The following is a 24,515-nucleotide window of genomic DNA, read 5'->3' as shown; positions in this document are numbered from 1 at the left end:
CCTCCGCATCAAAGTTGCAAATAGGCATCTTTTAGTAGCAACATTAGAACGTTTGAGCAAAATTGATGCAAATAGGCACTTATTTTCGTGATTTCATTCCTTTTGGAGATACATATAGACAAATAGTTGCACTTTCGCACTTATTTCTTATTTGCTCCTCGAAAAGCATCAAAAGGTTGCACATTTGCACTTTTGCCCGCAGAGAAGTCGCCATTTTCGCCGATTCGGTTCGCAAGTGGCTCGTACCCTAGCCCCGAACCAAAGTGTGTTTGCTCCTCGCACCATGCTCCGCTCAACTTACTTGTCTTTGTGCACGATCACAAACGAAACAGCTGCTACCGCATAAATCCCAAATTTTATCGACTCCATCTGCTTTTCTGTAAGAACCGTTAACCGACGTCTGGGCTCTTGCATACGATACATTACAATTCGAATCGGAGGGACGTCTTATGAACAATCGAAAAAGATGGGGATTCACACTATCCGTCGTTCTGCTCTTAAGCTTAATTGCTTCTGCGTGTGGAACCAAGACGGAAGAAACAACGAAAGTGCGTATTGGTGAGGTGACGCGTTCCTTGTTCTATGCGCCGCAATATGTCGCGTTATCGCAGGGGTTTTTCAAAGATGAAGGGCTCGATGTTGAACTGACAACAACACCAGGCGGAGACAAAACAATGACCGCACTGCTCTCGAATGCCATTGATGTCGCCCTTGTGGGTTCGGAAACATCCATTTATGTTTCTCAGCAAGGTTCGGATGATCCAGTGATCAACTTTGCGCAGCTTACCCAAACAGACGGAACTTTCCTGGTTGCTCGCAACAAAGTGGATAAGTTGGATTGGAATGCCCTCAAAGGGAAGGTATTCCTTGGTCAACGTAAAGGCGGAATGCCGCAAATGGCAGGCGAATTCACGTTGAAGAAGCACAACATCGACCCGCAAAAGGATTTGCAGCTAATCCAAAACATTGATTTTGCCAATATTGTTTCAGCCTATGCTTCAGGAACAGGGGAGTATGTACAGCTTTTCGAGCCACAAGCGTCGATCATTGAGAAAGAAGGCAAGGGGTATGTGCTTGCATCCTTCGGTGTAGAGAGCGGACATCTGCCGTATACCGTGTTCATGTCGAAGCAAAGCTTCATCAAAGCCAACCCAGCTACCATTCAGAAGTTCACGAATGCCATTCAACGGGCACAGCTGTGGGTTGCCGCGAAAAGCGTGGATGAGATTACAGAAGCGGTATTGCCTTATTTTAAAGATATCGATGTTGCAATTGTCAAAAATGTTGTGAAACGCTATAAAGATCAAGGCTCCTTCGCTACGGATGGCATTGTAGATGAACAAGAATGGAACAATTTGCTCGATGTCATGACATCAGCAGGAGAGCTGAAAGAGAAAGTGGCATGGAGCAAGCTCGTGAATAATTCCTTTGCGGAAAAAGCCAAAACTAACGTGAAGAAATAATATCAGTGGAAACAGGAGTCCCCTCAGGATGGAGACAAGAGGAGGTTAGGCACCATGGACACAGCTGTGCAGGTTGGAGATGTCACGCAGGTTTACGTTACAGAAGAACGGGCCACGCTTGCCCTTCAAGGAATTTCGTTCGACATTGCGAAAGGGGAGTTTGTCAGTTTGATTGGTCCTAGCGGTTGTGGCAAAACAACGCTCTTATCCATCATTGCGGGACTCCTTCCTCCGACCTCAGGCCAAGTCACAGTAGCAGGTCATCATGTGCAGGGGCCATCGGCTAAAGTAGGCTATATGCTACAGCAGGACTACTTATTTCCTTGGCGGACGATTGAGGCTAATGCGTGTATGGGTTTGGAAATCGCAGGCTCGCTGACGAAAGAGAAGAAGCAGGGGGCGCTTCACTTATTGGAGGAAATGGGTCTGCTTGGATTCAAAGATTATTATCCAAATCAGCTTTCAGGTGGTATGCGGCAACGCGTCGCGCTCGTCCGAACCTTGGCAACGGAACCGGAGTTGCTGCTATTAGATGAGCCTTTCTCGGCACTGGACTATCAGACGAAACTGCAGCTGGAAGATTTGGTTGTAGAGACGCTGCGTGCCAAGAAGAAAACAGCGATATTGGTCACCCATGATATATCAGAAGCGATTGCCATGAGTGACCGCATTATTGTGTTGGCTCCGAATCCAGGACGTATTCGGAGAACCTTCCTAATGCCAGACGCGGTTCGGGCTGCCGTACCTTTTGAAGCGAGAGAATTACCTGAATTTCATGTCCTATTTCGGCAAATTTGGCAAGAGTTTGGGGGTGTGCAGCATGAATAATCAAGATGAGCAGCGCATCCTAATTGACCAACCGAATGATAAATTAAAGCAAGACGTTCATCAGCGTTTTCTGAGAGCGAAGAAGAAAGAAACGAAGTGGGTCCGCATTTTTCAATTAGCTATCTTGCTCCTATTTTTATCCTTGTGGGAGCTTGCTTCACGGTTGAAATGGATCGATGTACTGCTTTTTAGCTACCCAACTAAGGTATTCCATCTGCTGTGGGAGAAGTTGCTTGACGGGAGCCTTCTTCCTCATGTGGTGGTAACAGTCGAAGAGACGATTATTGGATTTTTCTTGGGAACCATTTTCGGAACAGCTTTAGCTGTAGTCATTTGGTGGTCTCCTTTTCTGTCGCGCGTGCTGGATCCTTACATTGTGGTGCTGAATAGTATGCCGAAGGTAGCACTAGGGCCTTTATTTATTGTAGGCTTTGGGCCTGGCTTGCTTTCAATTATTGCAACAACACTTTCAATTACGGTTATTATTACGACCCTTGTTGTCTATGGCAGCTTCAAGGAAGTGGATCATAACTACATCAAGGTCGTGAAACTATTCGGTGGCAATCAGCGTAAAGTATTTCTCAAAGCCATTCTGCCATCTTCGTTTCCAACTATTGTTTCTACGCTGAAAGTCAATGTAGGCTTAGCTTGGATCGGCGTCATCGTCGGCGAATTTCTAGTGTCTCAGAAGGGGCTGGGATACTTAATCATATATGGCTTTCAAGTCTTTAACTTCACCTTAGTGATATCCACACTATTCGTTATTGCCTTAGTCGCTACGGTGATGTACCAGCTTGTAGCCAACCTAGAGAAGAAACTAACGAAGCATCGGTAATAGAGAGAGGCTTGCCACAACAATCTCAAAATGAAATAATGAGCCCATAGAATAACCTGTAAAGAGGTGAAGACACTATGGGCTTTCGTGTGCTCAAAACAGCTGTTGCCGTCATAATCGCGATGTATCTGGCGTATATATTAGGGGTTCATACGCCAGGGGCAGCGGGACTTCTTGCCATTCTGGGCATTGAAGTGACGAAGAAGAAAGGCATTCAGAGCGCCCTTCACCGAATAGCGGCTTCCATGCTTGCGCTTCTCATCGGTTCGGTCTTATTTAATTTACTCGGATTTCATATTTGGGTCGTTAGCTTATTTATTCTGATCGTGTTTCCAGTACTTGTTCGGCTGCGAATTACGGAGGGGGCTGTCACAGGAGCCGTCGTGATGCTGCATCTATTTGCGTATGAATCTGCGGATTGGCCAACCGTGCTCAACGAGCTGATTTTGTTGGTCATTGGATTAGGATCAGCAACCATCATCAATATTGCTTACATGCCGAAGGCAGACAGCTCACTTAACGCGCATAAACAAAAAGTTGAGGGATTATTTTCCGACATTTTTGTCAACATTGCCAAGCATCTTCGGGATAATACAGTGATTTGGGATGGCAAGGAACTGCTGGAGGTCAGTGAGGAAATTGATCGTGGAGCTAGCTTGGCAAAGCGTTCGATGGAAAATACCTTGCTGTTTGGCTGGGATCCTTATTGGCGTGTGTATTTCTACATGAGAGGTGAGCAGCTGGAATCGATACATCGGATGATTGATCTCGTCGCCGGCGTGTATCAGACCCTTCCACAAGGAGAGTTGGTTGCTGCGATCTTCGAAGATATTAGCCAATCTGTGAAGGAAGACTATTATACAGGGGAAGCAGAGAAAGAATTACAAGAGCTGAATGCCCGTTACAAGGGAATGCCTTTGCCTGAGAGTCGAGAAGAATTCGAAGTGAGATCAGCGATTTTACAGCTTAACAGAGAGTTAATGCACTATTTAGCTATAGCCAAAAAGCAAAAAAAACACCGCCCTGAAGCGGGTTGACTCTGACAGATATAAGTATTTTTGAATCTCAAAAATAATATAAAATAATTGTCACTCTAGACTACTGTCCTGCATACACTTGTAATGAATGATTGTATGGAGGAGGTTGAAAGGATGTCATTAGATAAAGATTTGCAATGCAGAGAGATCATTACAAAGGCTGTCTGCGGTAAAGGTCGCAAATTTTCTCATGTAAGTCATACCGTGACTCCGCCTTATTCTCCAACCAGTATTTTGGGCGCTTGGATTATTAATAACCAATTCGAGGCTGTCCATTCTGGAGAGGGCGTAGAGGTAGTTGGTACTTACGATATCAACATCTGGTATTCTTACGATCGTAACACCAAAACAGACGTAGCAAAAGAAACCGTATCGTATGTAGAAATCGTTGGACTAAGTTACTTGGACAAAAAACATAAGCCGACGACAGCCGAAGTATCAGCTGTCGCGACGCAGGAGCCGAATTGCGTTGAGGCCAGCATCTCTTCAAGTGGCAGCAGCGTCATCATTCGGGTGGAACGTGAGTTCCAGGTAGAGCTCGTTGCCGAAACGAAAGTCTGTGTAGTCGTTTGCACCAACGGCTGCAATGACTTCGACGACAAACATGTGGATTTCGATGACAGTGGCGATGGTGATTTTGAGGATCTGGACGCCGATCTGCTCGAGGATGAACTGGATTAAGGAATCTTATACGCCATTATATGCGGGCTAAAGAGGTTCGGCAGAGGGCATTTGCCCTCTTTTTTGTTGTATTCGCACATTTGGGCATTCGTGTATGCATGGCGTCAGAAGTAGTATGAGTGATACGAGGGGGTGTTACATTGGAAACCTTCTTACTGCACGCACAGGAGAAAGACGCACTTGAGCTGGCAGAACGCATCCGCATTCCGAGTGGGAGCAGGCTCCCCGAGAACTGGCAGGGGCGAATGATTATTCATTGGGGAACAGCGCATGATGAATACCCGCAGCAACCTGGGCTGCAGCCCATTAAAGCGATCATGCGAGCTCAGAATCGTAAGAAGCGGGAAGAACTGCTGCAGCTTCACGGAATGAAAACAATGACATCTCAAGCCCCCATAGCGCGGGGGAAAAGAGAACCAGAGACATTTACGCTTAAATATAAAGTGGCTGTCTTTCATCTCCAAACACTTCTCATTTATGAGAAAAAGGAGACGGTCCTGCTTTCGGAGAAGTCCTTACAAAAGCAGCGTCATTTGGGTGTGAATGCTGCCTACATAGAAGTGGGGCCTGGACAAATCAACTTCCATGGACGGAGGGCGAGTCGCGAGTCCGTTAAAGCGATCTACGCCCTTGGCTTAGACTATGGCCTCGTCACGATTGGGATCACACCAACCGGGCATACGCTCGTGCTGGATGTCGATCCCGTTCCGAAGCTTAATGGGAGACTGGCACAGCTCTTCGCACAAGCGATTGATCAGTATGATCAATCACTCGCGAAAGAGCTGGAACGTCAAGAGCGAGCGATGCTCGGCTGTGATCCTGAGTTCCTGCTCGTGAACCCGCAGGGCAAAGTCGTCTTCGCCGACCGCTTCCTAACCCGGGAAGGCGCTGTAGGCAGCGACGCCATCGTGCTGAGCGGGCATCGCGTGATTCTGCCACTAGCTGAGCTGCGCCCGCAGCCTAGCGTTGACCCGCTGCAGCTTGTAAAGAATGTGCGTGTGACCATGGGTCTTGCCGCACGGAAGATCACAGATCAAAGCCTAGCCTGGTGTTCAGGCGGCATGCCCGTGCGAGGCTACCCGCTAGGTGGTCACCTGCATTTTAGCCGTTGCTGGATGAATGGGCACTTGCTGCGGGCGCTGGATAATTATCTCGCATTACCGCTGATCCTGATTGAGGACGAATCGACGCGCGGTCGGCGTCCGCGGTATGGCTATCTAGGTGACTTCCGCAAGAAGTCTCATGGTGGTTTCGAGTACCGTACGCTGCCAAGCTGGTTGGCTTCTCCCGTTATCACCCGAGGTGTATTCGCACTTGCAGCATTGATCGTCAATAATTACTGGAGATTGCCGCGGAGGCCTCTTCAAGAACCCGATATCCAAGCTGCCTATTACAATGGTGATAAGCGCAGGCTTCAAGATGAGGTTGCGAAGCTGTGGAAAGACTTGGAGCAACTCAAGGGTTATGAGGTCTATGCTGGAATGCTCGAAGGACTTCGATTGCAGGTCACTTCCATGCAGCCATGGGGCGAAATGGCGGACATTCGGATCGCTTGGAAAATTGCACCCGGGGTGCGTAAAGAAGCTTTTGAGGAAGGAATCATGTTATAATAGATTATCTGTCGCATCATAGAGTGATAGATGAAATAGAAGATTGTTAGTTGTTGGATGTTATGAAAATGAGTGGCATGTGAAGGCTGTACACGAATCCCGTTATTCTGCTTGCTGGAGGTTATTTACCTGCTGCAAGCAGAATGATTTCTACTAAGCTGTGTATGGTTGAAAATAAGAATGATAGTTTCAAAGAGTTACCATTTACTATGGAATAGGTTGGGGGAACACAAGTTGGCTACATATACGCCGATGATTCAGCAGTACTTAGCCGTGAAGGCGCAGGTTCCAGATGCTTTCTTGTTTTTTCGTTTGGGCGATTTTTATGAGATGTTTTTTGAAGATGCGATTAATGCATCGCGTGAACTAGAAATTACGTTAACAGGCCGTGAAGGTGGCGGAGAAGAGAAAATACCGATGTGTGGCGTTCCACATCATGCAGCGGACAACTATATGTCCCGTTTAATTGAGAAGGGATTCAAAGTCGCGATCTGTGAGCAAGTGGAAGATCCCGCAGAGGCCAAAGGCGTTGTACGCCGAGAAATCGTGCGGATTGTTACGCCAGGAACAGTGATGGATAGTAAGCTCCTAGGCGAATCCGTTAACAATTACATCGTATCCTTGGTCAACCAAGCCAATGGTTACGCGTTTACAGCCTGTGATATTTCAACAGGTGAGCTCTATACGACACAACTTCCTGATTCTTGGGAGCTAGTGGTGGATGAGTTGAATGTGTATAATCCATCCGAAATTGTAACGAATCAAGCTTTGCTGACCACGATTCGAGAATCGGGTGCAGCATGGGGCCGTAACATGGTGCTGACGGAGTGGACCAAAGCGGATGAGACACTGCTTGATGAGCATTTCGCAGAAGATGCCGCGTTATCGAACTTATCCAGCATCAGCCGACAAGGCGTCGCTTCCTTGCTGGCCTATTTGAAAGAAACACAAAAAAGAGCGCTCACGCACGTGAAGCACATTCGCATCTATGAACCTGATCAATTTATGACGATGGACCCGTTTACTCGTCGCAACTTAGAGCTCGTTGAGACGGTTCGTGAACGCGCCAAAAAAGGTTCTTTATTGTGGTTATTGGACAAAACGGTAACCGCAATGGGTGCACGTATGCTGCGCCGCTGGATCGAGAAGCCGCTGATGAACGTGGCTCGTATCGAAGAAAGATTAGAAGCCGTCAATCTCCTCTACAATCAATTGATTGTCCGTGAAGACGTGAAACAAGCACTGAAGGAAGTCTATGATTTAGAGCGTTTGGTTGCCCGCATATCTTATGGGAATGCCAATGCTCGCGATATGATCGCACTGAAGCACTCCTTACAGCAAGTTCCGATGCTCCAGCAGCTCTGTGCTACATCTGGATCCGAAACGCTGCGGAAGCTCGTTGAAAATATGGACGTTTGTGATGATGTCATGTCCTGGATTGCCAATGCGATTGAGGACGAGCCTCCAGTTTCGATTCGTGACGGAGGAATGATTCGCGAAGGCTATCAGCCATACCTAGATCAACTTCGTGAGGCTAGCAAGAACGGCAAACAATGGATTGCCGAGCTGGAGCGTCAAGAACGCGAAGCGACGGGCATTAAGTCGCTCAAAATCGGCTATAACAAAGTGTTCGGTTACTTTATCGAGGTCACGAAGGCGAATATGTCCGCCCTGCAGGAAGGTCGCTACGAGCGTAAACAGACGCTTGCGAACGCAGAGCGTTATGTCACGCCGGAGCTCAAAGAGAAAGAAGCGCTCATTCTGGAAGCGCAGGATAAAATGATTGATCTGGAGTATGAGCTGTTCACGGAGCTGCGCGACCGGATCTCGAAGCATATCTCCAGATTGCAAAAGCTGGCGGAGGTGATTGCCACCGCCGATGTGTACCAATCGCTGGCGACGGTCAGTGCGGCGCATCACTTCCGCAAGCCGGAGATCGGCGAAGGCTTCGATCTTGAAATCGTAGACGGCCGACACCCTGTGGTGGAGGCTGTCATCCAGGACGGCTCGTTCATCGCGAACGGGACGAGCCTGCTCCAAGAGCAGGGCCGCATCCTGCTCATTACCGGGCCGAACATGGCCGGTAAGAGTACGTATATGCGGCAAGTGGCCGTAATCTGCCTCATGGCGCAGATCGGTTGTTTCGTGCCTGCCAGCTCCGCGCGTATTCCGGTCACAGACCGGATCTTCACGCGGATCGGCGCTGCCGATGATCTCATCGGAGGGCAGAGTACGTTCATGGTCGAGATGATGGACATCCAGGTCATGACGGAGAAGGCGACGAGTCGCAGCCTTGTCATCATTGATGAGCTGGGACGCGGTACCTCGACAGGTGAAGGCATGGCGATCGCTCAGGCCGTCATAGAATTCCTGCACGATCGTATCGGCTGTAAGACGCTTGTGTCGACGCATTTCCATGAGCTCGCCCATTTGGAAGAGAGCCTTGTGCATCTGCGCAATCACTGCATGGCCGTGAAAGAGAGCGGCAGGCAGGTGACCTTCCTGCGCAAGCTCATCCCTGGGGCAGCCAGCACGAGTTACGGCATCTACTGTGCCGAAATCGCCGGGCTGCCAGATGCAATCATTCAGCGCTCGTATGCGCTGCTGAATGGCTTTGAAGAGCGCGCGGCGGCAGCTGCGCCGCAGGCACAAGTGGCCACGGTTGAACCCGTGGCGGCCCCGATTCGGCAGCTGTCCCTCTTCGAGGAGGACAGTCCAGCGGAAGTTGCCGTCAAGAAGAAGCATGACGGCAAATCGCAACTGGTGCTTGACCAGTTGAAGGGGATTGACCTCATCAATATGACGCCGCTTCAGGCGCTTAATTTAGTATATGAATGGAAACAAAAGCTGCAATAATTCAAGCTTTTATATATGAATTTTTCACTAACAGACCTCACTTGAACGGAGACATGAAGATGCGCATAATACCCATGCGAAGTAAAGCTTTGAAGGTATCATTAGCCCTAGTGTCAGCTGTGACCCTAGCGATGCCAGTGAGTGCAATGGCACAAGAGGATGCACAGACGGCGCTGGTTCGTAAAACGATTGCCGAGAACCATGTAAGCGGAGTTACCTACGAAGCACTTGCCAATCAGAGCATTGAACAAATGATAGAGGGACTCAAAGACCCTTACACAACGCTCTTTACACCAGAGCAATATACAGATTTTTCGGATTATCTTGAAAATAGCTTTGTCGGTGTTGGCTGTGTGATTGGCCTAGATGATAAAGGCGTGTATGTGTCCAAAACAATTCCAGGCTCACCAGCGGAAGCTGGAGGTCTGAAAAAAGATGATTACATTCGCTTTGTGGACGGTATCCCCGCTTCAACGACATCTATTGAAGAGGTTCGCAGCAAAATCATCGGCGCAGTTGGGACGAAAGTAAAAGTTACTGTGCTGCGAGGCGAGCAAGAAATGACCTTTGAACTTACTCGCGCTGCAGTCAATTCACCAGAAGTATATAGCAGCAGCTTTGCAAATGGTGTTGGTTATTTACAGATATTAGACTTTTCCAGCGACGCAGATGAAGAGTTTGATCAACAAATTGCTGCACTGCAAGAGCATGGATTGAAATCATTGATTTTGGATGTTCGTGATAATCCCGGTGGTTATTTGGAAACTGCTCAACATATTGCGAAGCATTTTGTGAAGGATGGCGTCCTTATTCATACGAAAGACCGTAATAGCGTGGACGAGCCTGTTTTGATACAAGACGGAACACCTCTAGCGATCCCTGTTTATATTCTGGCCAATGAGAATAGCGCCAGCGCGTCTGAAGTACTGTCTGGGGCTCTGCAGGACTACAATGTTGCTAAAGTGATTGGTATGCAAACCTACGGTAAAGGCAGTGTGCAGCAGCTTTTTGATATCACGGATAAAAGCGTATTGAAGTTAACCGTGCAAGAATACTTGACGCCGAATAAACGAAAAGTTAACAAGGTCGGCATTACGCCGGACATCAAGGTAGATGGAGTTGCGGCTCAGCTTATTACTGCGTTGCATGAAACAGGTATCTCTGATGTCAATGTGACGTTTACCAAGCGTGGTGTCACGTATAATGGGGTTGATACGGGCTATGGCTTCGGCAGTTTCCGTGATAATGGGCATCTGTTTGCTTCTGCTCGAGGACTGGCGGCACTGATCGGGGCTAAGATTACTTGGAATGAAACCAAACGGACTGTTGATATTACCGATGATCAAGGAACTCATGCTTTTGCTATAGAAAAGGATAACCTAGTGATTGAAGATGGATTTAGCTATGTGAATGTCGATGTATTCCAAGATTATTTCCCGCAATTAAAGGTGAATGAGCAAGGGGATACAGTTTCAATTCAGGGTACAAAGGGGAAGTAATCGATGGGCAAAATTCAGCTCTTAAGCGAGCATATTGCGAACCAAATTGCAGCAGGTGAAGTGGTGGAGCGGCCTTCATCGGTCGTGAAAGAGCTGGTTGAAAACTCGGTTGATGCGGGGAGTACCCGTGTTGATGTCACGATTGAAGAAGGTGGCTTGGCCTTAATCCGGGTGTCTGATAATGGCTCAGGCATGGCGCTGGAGGACTGTGAATTAGCTTTTCAGCGGCATGCTACGAGTAAAATAGCAACAAGCAAGGATCTGTTTTCTATCCGCACGCTGGGCTTCCGAGGTGAGGCCTTGCCAAGTATCGCTTCTGTCTCCAGACTCGAGTGTGTGACTAGTGCGACTAGTGATGGACTAGGACGCAAAATCACGATCGAAGGCGGCACGATCCGCAGTGTGGAAGAAACAGCAGCGTCCCGTGGTACGGAAGTGACGGTGCGTGATTTATTTTATAACACACCGGCTCGATTGAAATATATGAAAACGATTCAGACGGAGCTCGGCCACATCTCTGATTATTTATATCGACTTTCTCTGGCGCACCCGGGGATCGCATTCACGTTAAAGCATAACGGAAACGTGTTGCTCCAAACGCTAGGCAACGGGGACCTGCTCCAAGTCATTGCCGGTATCTATGGAACGGCTATTGCCAAACAAATGCTTCCACTCCAAGTAGAAAGCTTGGATTATACGATTTCGGGCTTTGTCGCCAAGCCCGAAATGACTCGCGCGAATCGCGGCGGCATATCGACCATTGTCAATGGTCGGTATGTGCGCAACTTCGCATTGAATCAAGCGCTGCTGCAGGGATATCATACCCTGCTGCCGATCAACCGCTTCCCCGTTGCTGCGCTGCACATTGGGATGGATCCTGCCCTTGTGGATGTCAACGTGCATCCATCCAAGCTGGAAGTCCGCTTCAGTAAGGAAGCGGAGCTAACGGCTTTGATCGAAGCCGAAGTGAAGCGGCTGTTCGGCAGACAAGTGCTGATTCCTACGGGAGTCAAGGCGGCATCCGCGCCGAAAGGCGCTTACGTCCAGGAACAATTGGAGCTCACACGTACCGTGGAGCCTCCCAAAGAAACCCGGAGCTCATCGATGGATCTGGATGCGGAGTTTTTTAAGGATCATAAGGAAACTGATTCTGAGGATAAGAATGGCTTCAAAGAATCAAGCCCTGTGATTAAACCTGACAACCAGTGGACGTCACCGCAGATCAAAGAAGCAGCACCAGCTTATCGGCAGCCAATGCCATCTACTTTGACGTCACCCTTGCAGCAACAGGCACCAGCCGTGTCAAATCCAAGCAGCAGTTCGCCAGCAAATGCAGGCGTTGCAACAAAACGATCGCAAGGCACCAATACGGGTTACACACCTGTAAGTGATGCTCCATTTCGAAATACCTCCATTCAACAGCAACGACGCACGAATGAGGCGTTTATGGATTTGATGCCTTCAAATGAGGATAGCGATGCACCTAAGCTTCCAACATTCCCAAGATTGGACCCGATTGGGCAAATGCATGGCACCTATTTGATTGCGCAGAATGAAACGGGCTTGTACCTCATTGATCAACATGCGGCACATGAGCGTATCAATTATGAATATTTTTATGAGCGTTTTGGCAATCCTGCTGAGGCGAGCCAAGAATTGCTCGTTCCGATTACTTTGGAATTTACCCCGTCTGAGGCGGGCGTCATTTCGGATAAGCTTGCCTTGTTTGAGCAAGTTGGAGTATACATGGAAGCCTTTGGCGGCAACACGTTTCTTGTACGTGCGCATCCACATTGGTTTCCGTCCGGGGAAGAGAAGGGCATTGTCGAGGAAATGTGCGAACTCATCATTTCGGACCGTAAAGCCTTAGATATTGCCAAGCTGCGCGAGAAGGCTGCGATCATGTGCTCCTGTAAGGCTTCAATTAAGGCTAATCAAGGTCTTAGCATGGTTGAGATGGAGACGTTAATTGATCGACTTGCCGGCTGCAGGAACCCGTACACATGCCCTCATGGGCGACCGATCGTAGTTAGCTTTACAACCTATGAGTTAGAAAAAATGTTTAAGCGAGTGATGTAACCCAGTGCTAGTGACAACTTCGTATAATCCGTCTGCCGAATTGGTAGCGGAGGCCGCACGTTTATCAGCTTTGTATGGCGGCCGAATTGTGCCTCGGAAGAAGTATTCTTTGGAACTTCTTAGGAGAAATTATAAGGATAGTTCCGTTCTGCTTGTGACAAGAGAAGAGATCAGGTACTATGAAGAAGACCACCCTGCAACTTTTTTCCATCCTAGCATGTCCCTTGTACGTGTCAAACGGATGCAGCGAGGCGAGCCTGACTTACTCATTGAGGCATCAGGAGCAGGTCCCGGAGACCGTATCGTAGATTGTACAGCGGGACTGGCGTCAGATGCGATCGTCTTCTCCTACGTCGTTGGGATGGAAGGACGAGTTACTGCTCTGGAAAGTGAAGAGATACCGGCAATGCTCATCCAAGAAGGCTTGGCACAGTATCAGTCGGAAATACCGGAGCTGAATACTGCAATGAGACGCATTGAGGTTAAGCGAACACACCATCTTCCTTATTTACAGCAGTTAGAGGCGCAGAGTGTGGATGTCGTGTATTTTGATCCCATGTTTCGCAGTCCGATTGAGGAATCGCATGCGATTTCCCCACTTCGGCATCGTGCGAACGATGAAGCTGTCAGTTTGGCTTCGATCGAAGAAGCAAGACGCGTTGCGCGCAAAAGTATTGTGCTTAAGGAAAACAGAGAAAGTTCGGAGTTTGCCCGACTCGGGTTCGAGCATGTGTTACGATCAACAACGAAAACAACGTATGGAGTGATTCGATTGTGTTAGCCCCATCAGCCAAGCCGAAATTACTCGTGCTACTTGGTCCCACCGCAGTCGGCAAGACCAAGCTCAGCTTGGAAATTGCGCAGCGCTTCAATTGTGAAATTATTTCTGGTGATTCGATGCAGGTTTATCGTGGCATGGACATCGGAACCGCCAAAGCGAGCGAGGCGGAGCAGCAGGTCGTACCGCATCATTTGATTGATATTCATGATCCTTCGTATTCGTTTTCTGCGGCCGAGTTTCAAGAGCGGGTAAAGGGATTAATCCATGACATCCATTCGCGAGGCAAGCTGCCTTTTATCGTAGGTGGCACAGGCTTATATATCGAATCGGTTTGCTACGATTATCAATTTACCGATGTCAGCATGGATGAGGAATTCCGGCAGGCGCAGGAAGAATTCGCGAATACCCACGGGGAAGAGGCCCTGCATGGCAAGCTGCGGGAAATCGATCCTGAAAGCGCCGACCGATTGCATGCGAACGACCGCAGGCGCGTTATTCGTGCACTTGAGATTTTCCATATCTCTGGTGAAACGATGACCGCTCATTTGGCCTCCCAGAAAAAAGAATCTCCTTACGAACTATGTATTATTGGGCTAACGATGGATCGGGCGCTGCTCTACCAGCGGATTGAAGAACGCATCGATGCGATGATTCAAGAGGGACTGGTCGAAGAGGTACAAGCGCTTCTAGCCGCTGGCACCCCAAAGACAGCCATTTCGATGCAAGCTCTTGGCTACAAAGAAATCGTTAGCTATCTGGAACATGAGCTCAGTTTCGAGGCGGCCGTGACCCTGCTTAAACGGGATACACGTCGATTTGCGAAACGTCAATTGTCTTGGTTTCGGCATATGAAGGACATTGATTGGGTTGATGTGACGGATACAGCAAATTTTTCTGCCCATTTCGAAATGATTAGTGATATACTAGCAGGAAAGTTTGTACATAAAATAGAATATAATTAACAAATATCACCATTAGAAAATAGCGCCGTTTAGGCGAAAGTTTCATTCCATTAAGGGGGACATACTGATGAACCGATCCATTAATATTCAGGACAATTTTCTAAATCAGCTGCGTAAAGAAAGCATTCCCGTTACCGTTTATCTAACGAATGGCTTTCAAATTAGAGGACTTATTCGTGCATTTGATAACTTCACCATCATCATTGACAGTGAAGGCCGTCAACAAATGGTGTACAAGCATGCCATCTCTACCTTCACACCACAGCGTGCTGTCTCGTTAATGGCGGCTGCAGAAGCAACGGAATAATCTGTATATCGCTTCAATTTGCAACTTTTTAATGGACTGAAACGTCTAACCGAATAGAAACTTTTGGGAGCAACCTTGTATAAAGGTTGTTCTTTTGTTGGAATTTAGGAGATTTTTCGTTGGACTTGATAAGTCGACTAAATTTTTGGATAAACCTACTTGACCTAAATGGTCGGTATAGTCGTTTATTTCAGTTCCATCTTCTATCTTCTATCTAGAGAGAAACGAAACGTAAGGGAGTTGGTGAATATGGATAAACCTACGAGAAATCCATCCACGCCGCAAACCAAGCCAAGGGAGTCCAAACAGAGCAATAATAAGGGCTCCAAGAAGAAGAAGCGGTTCAATGCACGTAAGCTCATTATGGGCTCCATCATTGCTGCGATTATCGCTGTTATCTGTGCAACAGGGATTTATATTATTGTCATCATGAGCGGCTTCAAAATCTTAGATGCCAATATTGATAAAATTGTTTCAACGACAGAGTCGACCCTTATTTATGCGCAAGAGGAAGGTAAGGATAAGGATGGGAAAGACAAACCTGCCACTGAAATATCGAAAATTTATCGCGGTGAAAATCGGGAAAGCGTCAATATCAAAGACGTTCCTGAGCGGCTGAAGCAGGCTTTTATCGCCACAGAGGATCGTCGCTTCAATGAGCATTCCGGTGTTGATTTACGGGCAATCGGTCGTGCGCTAGTAACGGATATCATCCATATGAGTGCAGTTGAGGGCGGAAGTACGATCACGCAGCAGCTGGCCAAAAACGTATTCCTAAGCTCAGAGAAGACCGCATTCCGAAAAGGTACGGAGATGTCGATCGCGTTTGCACTTGATGAGCGTTTTACGAAGGATGAGATTCTAGAAAAATATTTGAATCGTATTTTCTTCGGAAGTAACGCTTACGGGATTAAAGCAGCAGCCAAGGTCTACTTTGGCAAATCGAATTTGAACGATTTGGAAGTATGGGAAATGGCGACTCTTGCCGCTTTACCTAAAGCGCCTTCTCGCTACTCGCCATTAACACATCCTGATTTATCGAAAGAACGTCGAGCCGTTGTTCTAAGACTCATGACGGATCAGGGTTATATTACGGAGGCTGAGCGTGCCAAAGCCGTTGCTGTCGATTATGCGCCTCCTGCTTCTGCGAGTGCAGGTACCAAAGAATATGCTTCGTTCGTGGATTATGTCGTGAATGAAGCGGAAGACATGTACGGCATCGAAGAAGATGAGCTTTTGACCAAAGGTTACCGAATTTACACAACAATGAATATCAAAGCTCAGAAAACCATTGAGCAAACCTATGCGAATCCGAGTTTCTTCCAAAAAGATGCAGCAGATGGTCAGAAAATTCAGAGCTCCATGGTTATTTTGGATAATAAAACTGGTGGTATTATGGGATTAATTGGCGGCCGGGATTATAAAACCAAAGGGTTCAGTCGTGTGTATTCCAAAAGACAGCCAGGGTCGTCATTTAAACCGATTGCTGTTTACGCGCCTGCATTAGATAGCGGGAAATATACACCCTATTCTTTATTAGATGATACGCAAACTTCTTTCGGTTCGTATACACCACAAAACTATGATCGCCAGACACATGGGCAAGTGACGATGTTTGAAGCCGTTAAGAAATCCTACAATTTGGCGCCTGTGTGGTTATTAAGTAAAATGGGTGTTGGGACGGGAACTGCATTTGCTAATAAGCTAGGTACCACCTTAAATCCTCAGAAGGATCAGAATTTAGCTGTTGCGCTAGGCGGTCTCACTGACGGTGTATCGCCATTGCAAATGGCTAGAGCATATACAGCTTTTGCGAATCAAGGTGCGCAAAATAAAACACATGCGATTTTGCGCATTACAGACGCTCAAGGCAAAGAAGTTGCAGCATACAAGCCTGAGAAGAAACAAGTTATGCAGCCGAGCACTTCTTACTATATGACCCTGTTGCTTCAAGGAGTTGTAGAGACAGGCGGTACGGGTGTAAAAGCAAAATTTAACCGTCCAGTAGCCGGTAAAACGGGTTCAACGGGACTTGATATTAAGGGCATCGAACAGTACGATCGTGATGTGTGGTTCGTTGGTTATACGCCTGAATGGACTGCTGCCGTGTGGGAAGGCTTCGATAAAGTCGATTCCAAACATTATGTGACGGTTGGCAGCGGCAGCACAGCAGCTATTTTCAAAGAAGTTATGTCGAAATCGTTAGAAGGCAAGACGGTCACAAACTTCACTAAACCTGCAAATGTAGATGATTTGAAGGAACCGCCAAGTGGTATTGCGGATGTAACAGCCATTTATGTCCCTGAAACGAAACAAGTGAAAATAGCGTGGACGTCTTTAGGGGATAAAGTTAGTTATCAATTGTACCGTAAAGCCTCGACAGAGCCTGAGGCCAAGATGATTGTACAAACACCTAAATCTCAAATCGAAGACACGACGATTAACAGTGGGGAAACGTATCAATACTATGTAGTGCCGATGGAAACGGATTCGAATACATCAGGTGCGAAGTCTAACGTCGTTACGATCGAAATTCCGAAGGATGATTCGCTCCCTAATGGCGGTAGTCCATCCCCATCGCCATCGGTGTCTCCATCACCATCACCTGGTAATGGGAACAATCCTTCCCCTTCACCAAGTGGGAAGCCAGTTCCAACGGTATCACCTGGGGCGACAGTTAAACCGGGTACAGGAACGGAACCTAGCCCAACTCCGAGTCCATCTTTGAGTCCTAAGCCTAGCCCAACGCCGTCTCCGTCTCCGCCGAACAAGCCGGTTGACGATAAACCGAAGAGTGGCACTTAAATCGATTCACGAACATGTGCTGTAATGCCTCTTAGTGGCGTTGCAGCACATGCCTAACTGGGCCAAGCCCAGTCATAGTTTCCCTACAAACCTAAGAATGATGGAGGAATCGATTAATGAACTTAGCAATCAAATCACTAAAACCCAAAATGCTGCTCACCGCTTCATTGCTTACATTAACACTTATCGCTTCCGCATGCGGTAACAAACCAACGGAAACGACTGGCGGTACAGCAACGCCTAGTACAAGCACGACATCACCAGCCGCTGCTGCAACAGCAACTCCGGCGACTTCTGCAGCCAAACAGTGGAGCAAGGCTCCCGATATGATCATTGATACGAACAAAACGTATCAGGCTGAAGTAACAACGTCCAAAGGGACGTTCACTATTGATCTCTATGCCAAAGAAGCGCCAAAAACAGTAAACAACTTCGTCTTTTTGTCCAAAGAGGGCTTTTATAATAACGTGACTTTTCACCGTATCATCAAAACCTTCATGATTCAAACTGGAGATCCGCAAGGAACAGGCAGAGGTGGTCCTGGTTACAAATTTGCTGATGAGCTCAAGACAACTCATACCTACGAACCAGGTACCGTGGCGATGGCCAATTCAGGTCCGAATACGAATGGCAGTCAATTTTTCATCTGTTCGGGTGCGGATTGCGCATCCTTGAATAAGATGCCGAATTACTCTATTTTTGGAAAAGTAACTGCTGACGGTATGGCTACTATTGCGAAAATCGCGGAAACACCAGTGGAAAGAGATCCGAATGGCGGCGATTCTTCCCCAAGTAAACCAAAAGAAAAAGTTACGATTAACACCATTTTGATCAAAGAAAAATAAACTAACATAAAGAACGCTTTCATGCTGGATAGGAGTGGATCTCATGAAACAACCGTGCCTATTGTTCCATGGATTTACAGGTGGGCCTTATGAGGTTGAGCCGTTAGCTCGGCATTTACGAGAGCGTGGTCAGCTATGTGAGGTGCCGATCCTACCATGGAATGGAGAAACCCGTCATCAGCTTCACGCTTCGCGTTGGGAAGATTGGGTGCAGGCAGCCGAATGGCATGCGGCAAGAATGACAGAAACCTATGGCTCCTTTGATATGGTTGGATTTTCAATGGGAGGTCTTCTAGCTGCTTATTTATCGGTTCGCTACCCTGTACGTAAACTTATATTGTTAAACACAGCCGTCATCTATGTTAGCCCAGGCAGGTTGCTGAACGTCCTTCGTGATGAGTGGAAGTATCAACGGAAAATCAGTTTAATTAAGGGGAAATCAACACCACTCGTGGCGACCTGGCAATTTACGAGGCTTGTCCGACATCTGAAGCCGGAGCTGAGTCAAGTGAATAAACCGACACTTATCGCGCAATCGGAGAGAGATCAAGTGATCCATCCGCAAAGTGCACGATATATTTATAGCAAGCTGAGAGGGCAGAGGGAGCTTCACTGGCACGCCAAATCGGATCATTTGATCTGTTTGAGCGAGGATGCGCCGGCCTTATTTCGGCAAGTAAGTGCATTTTTGGATAAGGAGTAGGATGGATGACGGCAAAGCCTAGCATGAACAAGAAACAACGCGCCATCTCACCCGCGCCAACGAAGAGGAAGGCCAATACGGCTAATGGTAAAAAACCATCCAAGTTCTACCGCTTATTTGTAAGGGTATTTCAATTCACTTTAATAGCCTTTACATTGCTGGTGAGCTGGATTGTTTTTATTCAGTGGAAAGTACAGGTTGGCCCTCACCAGACCTTGCCTAAGCAAGTTGATGTAGGCATTGTACTAGGTGCTTCGCTGCGCAAGGATATTCCAAGTCCAGGTCTTCAAGAGCGGCTGGACCTTGCAGTAGAATTGTACAAGCAGGGACGTTTCAAGCAACTTATTGTTACCGGTGGATTGGATCATAATGGCTCTGTATTGACAGAAGCCGAGGGTATGCGAGATTATTTGGTGAAAAATGGACTGCCGAAGGGCAGCATATTCCTTGAGACCAAGGCGACGAGCACGTATGAGAATTTATTGTTCAGCAAGCAAATCATGGACGAGAAGTCGCTTGTGAGCTCAATTATTATCACCCATAAGTTTCATGGTTCTCGTTCCCTAGATATTGCTGAAACGATTGGCTATGTAGACCCGCTTATTTCTACGACCCAATCAGAGGTACTCTTCATGCCATATCATGATACACGAGAAACACTGGCATACACGAATTGGTACTTGACCAAATTGCAACTGAAACTCGGGTTAAAATAAAGAAAGCATGACAGTGAGGCGGGGGATCCGCTGACTGTCATGCTTTTTCTCATCTAGCCATTCACGATGGCGCCTCCGTTGATGTGTAGAATTTGACCAGCCATATAGGAAGAGTCCTCACTAGCTAAGAACACATAGCTTGGGGCCAATTCACTAGGCTGACCTGCTCGTTTCATTGGCGTCGTAGAGCCGAACACCTCGACTTCCTGAGCTGTGAACGTGGATGGGATAAGAGGTGTCCAAATTGGCCCGGGAGCAACCCCATTTACACGAATTCCCTTTGCGTTCAACTGAAGGGAGAGTGAGCGGGTGAAGGTGACAATGGCACCTTTCGTTGATGAATAATCAATTAATTGCTCGTGACCGTGATATGCGGTAATCGAGGCGGTGTTAATAATGGCACTGCCTGGCTTCAAATGAGGAAGCGCGGCTTGTGTCATATAGAAGTAAGAGAAAATATTCGTTCGAAACGTACGTTCCAGCTGAGCTGATGTAATGTCAGTAATGCTTTTCTGGGGATGCTGCTCGGCAGCATTATTCACCAAAATGTCGAGCTTGCCGAACTCTTTAATGACTTGCGCAATGAGCTGCTTGCAGAAGTTCTCATCACCAATATCTCCCGCGACATGTAAACATTTGCGGCCAGTTTGCTCAACATGCCGATGAGTTTCCTCTGCATCCTTATGTTCATTTAAGTAGACAATGACCACGTCGGCTCCCTCTTTGGCGTAAGCAACGGCAATGGCGCGTCCGATGCCGCTATCACCTCCGGTGATAATGGCGACTTTATCTTTGAGCTTAGCAGCAGGCTTATAACTTGCTTTCTCAAATTCGGGAAGTGGCTTCATCTCTGATTCGATGCCGGGTTGATGGTTCTGATGCTGCGGCGGGAATACAGGTTTTTCTTTCGTGGCAGTCATGTAATCGGCTCCTTTCATCCAACGAAATTCTTTGTTAGGATGATACAAGAGCACCCAAATCATACTTCACACGGTAATGATAGCCATATTTTGTTTGAAATCCAAGCTTCTCATATAAGGAGATCGCGGGCACGTTATCGGCGATAACTTGCAAATATTGCTGGGTCGCACCTTGCGTGATGCTCCATGCTGTCAAGGCATGCAGCATCGCGTACCCGAAGCCATTACCGCGGTGCTCTTCATCAACAATGACATTGACGAAGCCAGCCCAATTGCCCTCCACGATGGCTGTGCCAAGTGCGACGATCTGCCCCTGATGCTTCAGTGCAATGAAAGCTTTCGGAGAGGGCATGCGTTCACCTAATCCTTGATAGAAACTCCGACGTTCCTCTGGATATTTCTCTAGGATGAGGAACGCGTCCAGCCAGTCTTCTGTTATGGATGATGAAATATCTACGTCAAGCGATAAAGCAATGGGATAATGCTGATGTAGACGTGTAAGAGCTTGTGAAGTTACGTGTTGACTATCTGCTGTCATCATGACACAGGGGGTATCCAACTCGTAACCTTGTTCGTGTAACAAGCAATCCAAATGCTCGGGAGAGGCATGACTAATGTGGAAAATAGCAGGTAACCCGTGACTGTGGTAAAATTGTTCAACATGCGAAAGCCAATTTTCTTCATTAGGGTAAGAACCGATAGCAAAGACGCTGTTTGCCCGTTTGGTTACACCTTGTGAAACTCTTACGAGCCAATGATCAACCATGGTGTTGTCAGCTGCTGGCCAAGTATTCGCTGCTATACGATCCAGTAATTCGAAAAATTCGCGTTCTGTTTGCATGAATGGGTGCCTCCATCTTATAAAAAGTATTACATAAATATACATTTATATGTATAAAAATTCAATAATTTTGTGATGAAAATGTTGCGCACTTTGGTTTCATTTGATTGTATGGAGGTAGACGATGATGGAACTACGATTGCGATCGGCCACATTGGAGGACTACGAAGCTGTGAATACCATCATTCGCGAAGGTCAAGAAGAGCATGCGGAGGCTTTGCCAGATCGATTTGCCCGACTTGATCATGTCGTAGCGATGGGATGGTATAGAAGCTTTTCGGAGAAGATGGACAAAGAAATTATTGTGGCGGAGCTTGAGACTGAAGTGGTCGGGGTGGCTATGCTAGAGATGAAGATCAGTCCCAATTATGAAGCGCTAGTTCCACGCAAATATGCATACTTAAATGAACTTGCAGTAGCCTCCACACATCAACGGCAAGGCATTGGCAAGAAGCTCTATTATGCTGCTGTTCAATGGGCGCGAGAACGCGAAGCTGCATCACTCGAGTTAAATGTCTGGGAATTTAATGAGCGTGCGATGCGCTTCTATGCATCACTTGGGATGCAAACCTTAAACCGGACCCTAATGACAAATATAAATGAATAAAATAAAGGAGAATACCTATGCTTTTTATAGATAATGAAGGAATTACGGATCCAAGGATTAATTTGGCAATAGAAGAATTCGCCTTACGACAGCTGCCACCTGGAGAAAGCTATCTCCTTTTTTACATTAACGAACCATCGATCATTATCGGCAAAAATCAAAATACACTGGAAGAAATTAATCCTGAATATGTGAAAGTGAATAACTTGCACGTCGTTCGTCGTTTATCTGGCGGAGGCGCGGTATATCATGATCTGGGGAACTTAAATTTCAGCTTCATTACGCAAGATGACGGCAATTCTTTTCACAATTTTCAAAAGTTTACCGCCCCTGTTGTTGAAGCGCTGCATGCACTTGGCATTCAAGCGGAATTAACAGGCCGCAATGATATTCAAGTTGGTGAACGCAAAATTTCTGGAAATGCGCAATTTTCAACGAAGGGAAGAATGTTTAGTCATGGCACGCTTCTATTCGATTCGGAAATGGAGAATGTCGTTTCAGCACTTCGCGTTGATCCGGATAAAATTCAATCAAAAGGGATTAAATCCATACGCAGTCGGGTTGCGAATATCGTTGAATTTCTGAAAGAGCCCCTGACGATGGAGGAATTCCGTGTGAAGCTGCTTACTTCTATTTTCGGTGTGAATGAAGCGGATGTGCCAACCTACAAGCTCACAGAGGAAGATTGGACTCAGATTCATCAGATATCCGAAGAACGGTATCAGAACTGGGATTGGAATTATGGCAAATCACCCAAAAGTACGGTCCAGCATGCGAAAAGGATTGAAGGCATTGGTAGAATCGATGTTCGCCTTGCCATTGAAGAGGGTCATATTCAGCATGTAAAAATATTTGGTGATTTCTTCGGTGCACATGATGTCGCTGAGCTTGAAGAGAAGCTCGCTGGTACGCGATATGAGGAGAAAGCTGTACGTGAACGCTTGGCTGATGTGGAATTGCAACGCTACTTCGGCGCTTTGGATGAGGACACATTCGTGGCATTGCTTATGTTAGCATGAATTTAGCAGGAGCAAATAGCCGCTAAGCTCGTATAACTATGATGGCTACGGTCTAAAATGGCGTTTACAAGCGTAGGATGGTGGATACGAACTAATAAACCATCATCTAAACGAGGTGATCCTCATGAGTGGTAGAAGCTTGCCATCCAGACAAATCAACATCGTTCTACGGCAGCCGGAACCTGGCAGTCAGCGGCGTACAGTTGAGGGATTAGGCGGGCACTCAGGCGCTTCACCCCTTGCTGACGCCGAGCCCATGATCTCTGGTAAAAGGACGCCAATGGAAGGTCCGCTATCGGATATTTTCAAAGAGCTGAATCAACTCATAGGCTTAGAAAATGTCAAAGAGCTGGTGCATGAAATTTATGCGCTCCTCCAGATTTCCCAATTTCGCGCTGAAGCTGGACTTATGAGCAATGCTCATGTGTACCATATGATTTTCAAAGGCAGCCCTGGGACAGGGAAAACGACCGTTGCAAGACTGCTGGGACGGATGTTTCATGCGATGGGCGTGCTGAGTAAGGGGCATTTCATCGAGGTAGAGCGTGCAGACCTTGTGGGAGAATACATTGGGCACACCGCACTGAAAACACGTGAATTAATGAAGAAAGCGATGGGTGGCGTCCTATTTATTGATGAGGCGTATAGCTTGGCACGAGGTGGAGAAAAGGATTTTGGGAAGGAATCGATTGATGCGCTGGTAAAGGGAATGGAAGATAAGAAAAATGAGTTTATCCTTATTCTAGCCGGTTATAGCGAAGAGATGGAGCAATTCCTAGCTACAAATCCGGGGCTGCCATCTCGCTTTCCAATTCAAATTGAGTTCGAGGATTATCCCATTGATCAACTGATCCAAATTACAGAGCTGATGGCAAAGGAGCGGGAGTATGTTCTGCTGCCACAAACCCTTGCGAAGCTGAAACAGCATCTTTCTGAGGAGAAAGCGATGACCTGGCGTGCATTCAGCAATGCGAGGTATGTTAGAAACATTTTGGAGAAAGCGATGCGACATCAAGCCGTGCGATTGCTAAGTCAATATGTGAATGCACCATCCAAAATTGAACTGATGTCGATCCGCCCAGAAGATGTGAAATTTAAATGATCATGATTGAACCATTTAA

The 24,515-nt window shown here is 47.1% G+C and carries 22 protein-coding genes; 19 read left to right on the top strand and 3 right to left on the bottom strand.

Translation table 11 applies throughout. The annotated features are described in order from the left end of the window. Positions 1–140: 140 nt before the first annotated feature. Positions 141–296: a hypothetical protein gene (locus tag AC58QG_RS07845; RefSeq protein ID WP_497361525.1), complete on the bottom strand. Its 156-nt coding sequence runs from the start codon at positions 294–296 to the stop codon at positions 141–143. Positions 297–449: 153 nt separating this feature from the next. Here AC58QG_RS07845 and AC58QG_RS07840 point away from each other — a divergent pair, with 153 nt between their 5' ends. From AC58QG_RS07840 to AC58QG_RS07765, 16 genes are all read left to right on the top strand, one after another. Further along, positions 450–1,463, top strand: a complete 1,014-nt coding sequence (locus tag AC58QG_RS07840; protein WP_497361524.1) for an ABC transporter substrate-binding protein — start codon at positions 450–452, stop codon at positions 1,461–1,463. A gap of 54 nt (positions 1,464–1,517) precedes the next feature. Then, positions 1,518–2,291, top strand: coding sequence for an ABC transporter ATP-binding protein (locus AC58QG_RS07835; protein WP_497361523.1), 774 nt, complete (start codon positions 1,518–1,520; stop codon positions 2,289–2,291). Further along, on the top strand, positions 2,284–3,126 hold the full coding sequence (locus tag AC58QG_RS07830) for an ABC transporter permease (protein WP_497361522.1): 843 nt from the start codon (positions 2,284–2,286) through the stop codon (positions 3,124–3,126). The genes AC58QG_RS07835 and AC58QG_RS07830 overlap by 8 nt, the downstream gene beginning before the upstream one ends. A gap of 77 nt (positions 3,127–3,203) precedes the next feature. After that, the gene (locus tag AC58QG_RS07825; RefSeq protein ID WP_497361521.1) at positions 3,204–4,163 is read left to right on the top strand and encodes an aromatic acid exporter family protein; all 960 of its coding nucleotides are present in this window, start codon (positions 3,204–3,206) and stop codon (positions 4,161–4,163) included. A gap of 114 nt (positions 4,164–4,277) precedes the next feature. Next, positions 4,278–4,844, top strand: a complete 567-nt coding sequence (gene cotE / locus AC58QG_RS07820; RefSeq protein WP_497361520.1) for an outer spore coat protein CotE — start codon at positions 4,278–4,280, stop codon at positions 4,842–4,844. Positions 4,845–4,984: 140 nt separating this feature from the next. Next, the gene (locus AC58QG_RS07815) at positions 4,985–6,454 is read left to right on the top strand and encodes a putative amidoligase domain-containing protein (RefSeq protein ID WP_497361519.1); all 1,470 of its coding nucleotides are present in this window, start codon (positions 4,985–4,987) and stop codon (positions 6,452–6,454) included. Between the two features lie 234 nt (positions 6,455–6,688). Then, positions 6,689–9,310, top strand: coding sequence for a DNA mismatch repair protein MutS (gene mutS / locus AC58QG_RS07810; protein ID WP_497361518.1), 2,622 nt, complete (start codon positions 6,689–6,691; stop codon positions 9,308–9,310). A gap of 74 nt (positions 9,311–9,384) precedes the next feature. Further along, positions 9,385–10,809, top strand: coding sequence for a S41 family peptidase (locus AC58QG_RS07805; RefSeq protein ID WP_497361517.1), 1,425 nt, complete (start codon positions 9,385–9,387; stop codon positions 10,807–10,809). Positions 10,810–10,812: 3 nt separating this feature from the next. Next, on the top strand, positions 10,813–12,888 hold the full coding sequence (mutL, locus tag AC58QG_RS07800) for a DNA mismatch repair endonuclease MutL (RefSeq protein WP_497361516.1): 2,076 nt from the start codon (positions 10,813–10,815) through the stop codon (positions 12,886–12,888). Between the two features lie 10 nt (positions 12,889–12,898). Continuing rightward, on the top strand, positions 12,899–13,669 hold the full coding sequence (locus AC58QG_RS07795) for a class I SAM-dependent methyltransferase (RefSeq protein ID WP_497361515.1): 771 nt from the start codon (positions 12,899–12,901) through the stop codon (positions 13,667–13,669). Next, on the top strand, positions 13,663–14,631 hold the full coding sequence (gene miaA / locus AC58QG_RS07790) for a tRNA (adenosine(37)-N6)-dimethylallyltransferase MiaA (protein WP_497361514.1): 969 nt from the start codon (positions 13,663–13,665) through the stop codon (positions 14,629–14,631). Before AC58QG_RS07795 ends, miaA begins: the two co-directional genes overlap by 7 nt. Positions 14,632–14,698: 67 nt before the next feature. Then, positions 14,699–14,938 (top strand): RNA chaperone Hfq, encoded by a 240-nt coding sequence (gene hfq / locus AC58QG_RS07785; protein ID WP_056620871.1) that lies wholly within the window; start codon positions 14,699–14,701, stop codon positions 14,936–14,938. Between the two features lie 249 nt (positions 14,939–15,187). Then, positions 15,188–17,743: a transglycosylase domain-containing protein gene (locus AC58QG_RS07780; protein WP_497361513.1), complete on the top strand. Its 2,556-nt coding sequence runs from the start codon at positions 15,188–15,190 to the stop codon at positions 17,741–17,743. Positions 17,744–17,859: 116 nt separating this feature from the next. Continuing rightward, the gene (locus AC58QG_RS07775; protein WP_497361512.1) at positions 17,860–18,588 is read left to right on the top strand and encodes a peptidylprolyl isomerase; all 729 of its coding nucleotides are present in this window, start codon (positions 17,860–17,862) and stop codon (positions 18,586–18,588) included. Positions 18,589–18,631: 43 nt separating this feature from the next. After that, positions 18,632–19,291: an alpha/beta hydrolase gene (locus AC58QG_RS07770; protein ID WP_497361511.1), complete on the top strand. Its 660-nt coding sequence runs from the start codon at positions 18,632–18,634 to the stop codon at positions 19,289–19,291. A gap of 5 nt (positions 19,292–19,296) precedes the next feature. Beyond that, complete coding sequence (locus AC58QG_RS07765) at positions 19,297–20,007, top strand: YdcF family protein (RefSeq protein WP_497361510.1); 711 nt, start codon at positions 19,297–19,299, stop codon at positions 20,005–20,007. Between the two features lie 53 nt (positions 20,008–20,060). On the opposite strand, the gene AC58QG_RS07760 is transcribed toward AC58QG_RS07765, so the two are convergent. Further along, positions 20,061–20,927, bottom strand: a complete 867-nt coding sequence (locus AC58QG_RS07760) for an SDR family oxidoreductase (RefSeq protein WP_497361509.1) — start codon at positions 20,925–20,927, stop codon at positions 20,061–20,063. A gap of 34 nt (positions 20,928–20,961) precedes the next feature. After that, positions 20,962–21,768 carry a GNAT family N-acetyltransferase gene (locus AC58QG_RS07755; RefSeq protein ID WP_497361508.1) on the bottom strand — a complete coding sequence of 269 codons (807 nt, stop codon included), beginning with the start codon at positions 21,766–21,768 and terminating at the stop codon, positions 20,962–20,964. A gap of 124 nt (positions 21,769–21,892) precedes the next feature. On the opposite strand from AC58QG_RS07755, the gene AC58QG_RS07750 reads away from it, so the two are divergent. The 3 genes from AC58QG_RS07750 to AC58QG_RS07740 all read left to right on the top strand — a co-directional run bounded on the left by AC58QG_RS07750 (position 21,893) and on the right by AC58QG_RS07740 (position 24,496). Continuing rightward, positions 21,893–22,375 (top strand): GNAT family N-acetyltransferase, encoded by a 483-nt coding sequence (locus AC58QG_RS07750; RefSeq protein ID WP_497361507.1) that lies wholly within the window; start codon positions 21,893–21,895, stop codon positions 22,373–22,375. 17 nt (positions 22,376–22,392) lie between these two features. After that, positions 22,393–23,394, top strand: a complete 1,002-nt coding sequence (gene lplA / locus AC58QG_RS07745) for a lipoate--protein ligase (protein WP_497361506.1) — start codon at positions 22,393–22,395, stop codon at positions 23,392–23,394. 124 nt (positions 23,395–23,518) lie between these two features. After that, positions 23,519–24,496 carry an AAA family ATPase gene (locus AC58QG_RS07740; protein ID WP_497361505.1) on the top strand — a complete coding sequence of 326 codons (978 nt, stop codon included), beginning with the start codon at positions 23,519–23,521 and terminating at the stop codon, positions 24,494–24,496. Positions 24,497–24,515 lie beyond the last annotated feature (19 nt).

The organism is Paenibacillus sp. J22P169 (assembly GCF_059691995.1).
Note: the sequence above shows the minus strand (reverse complement) of the source record. Positions and strands in the feature narration are given on the sequence as shown.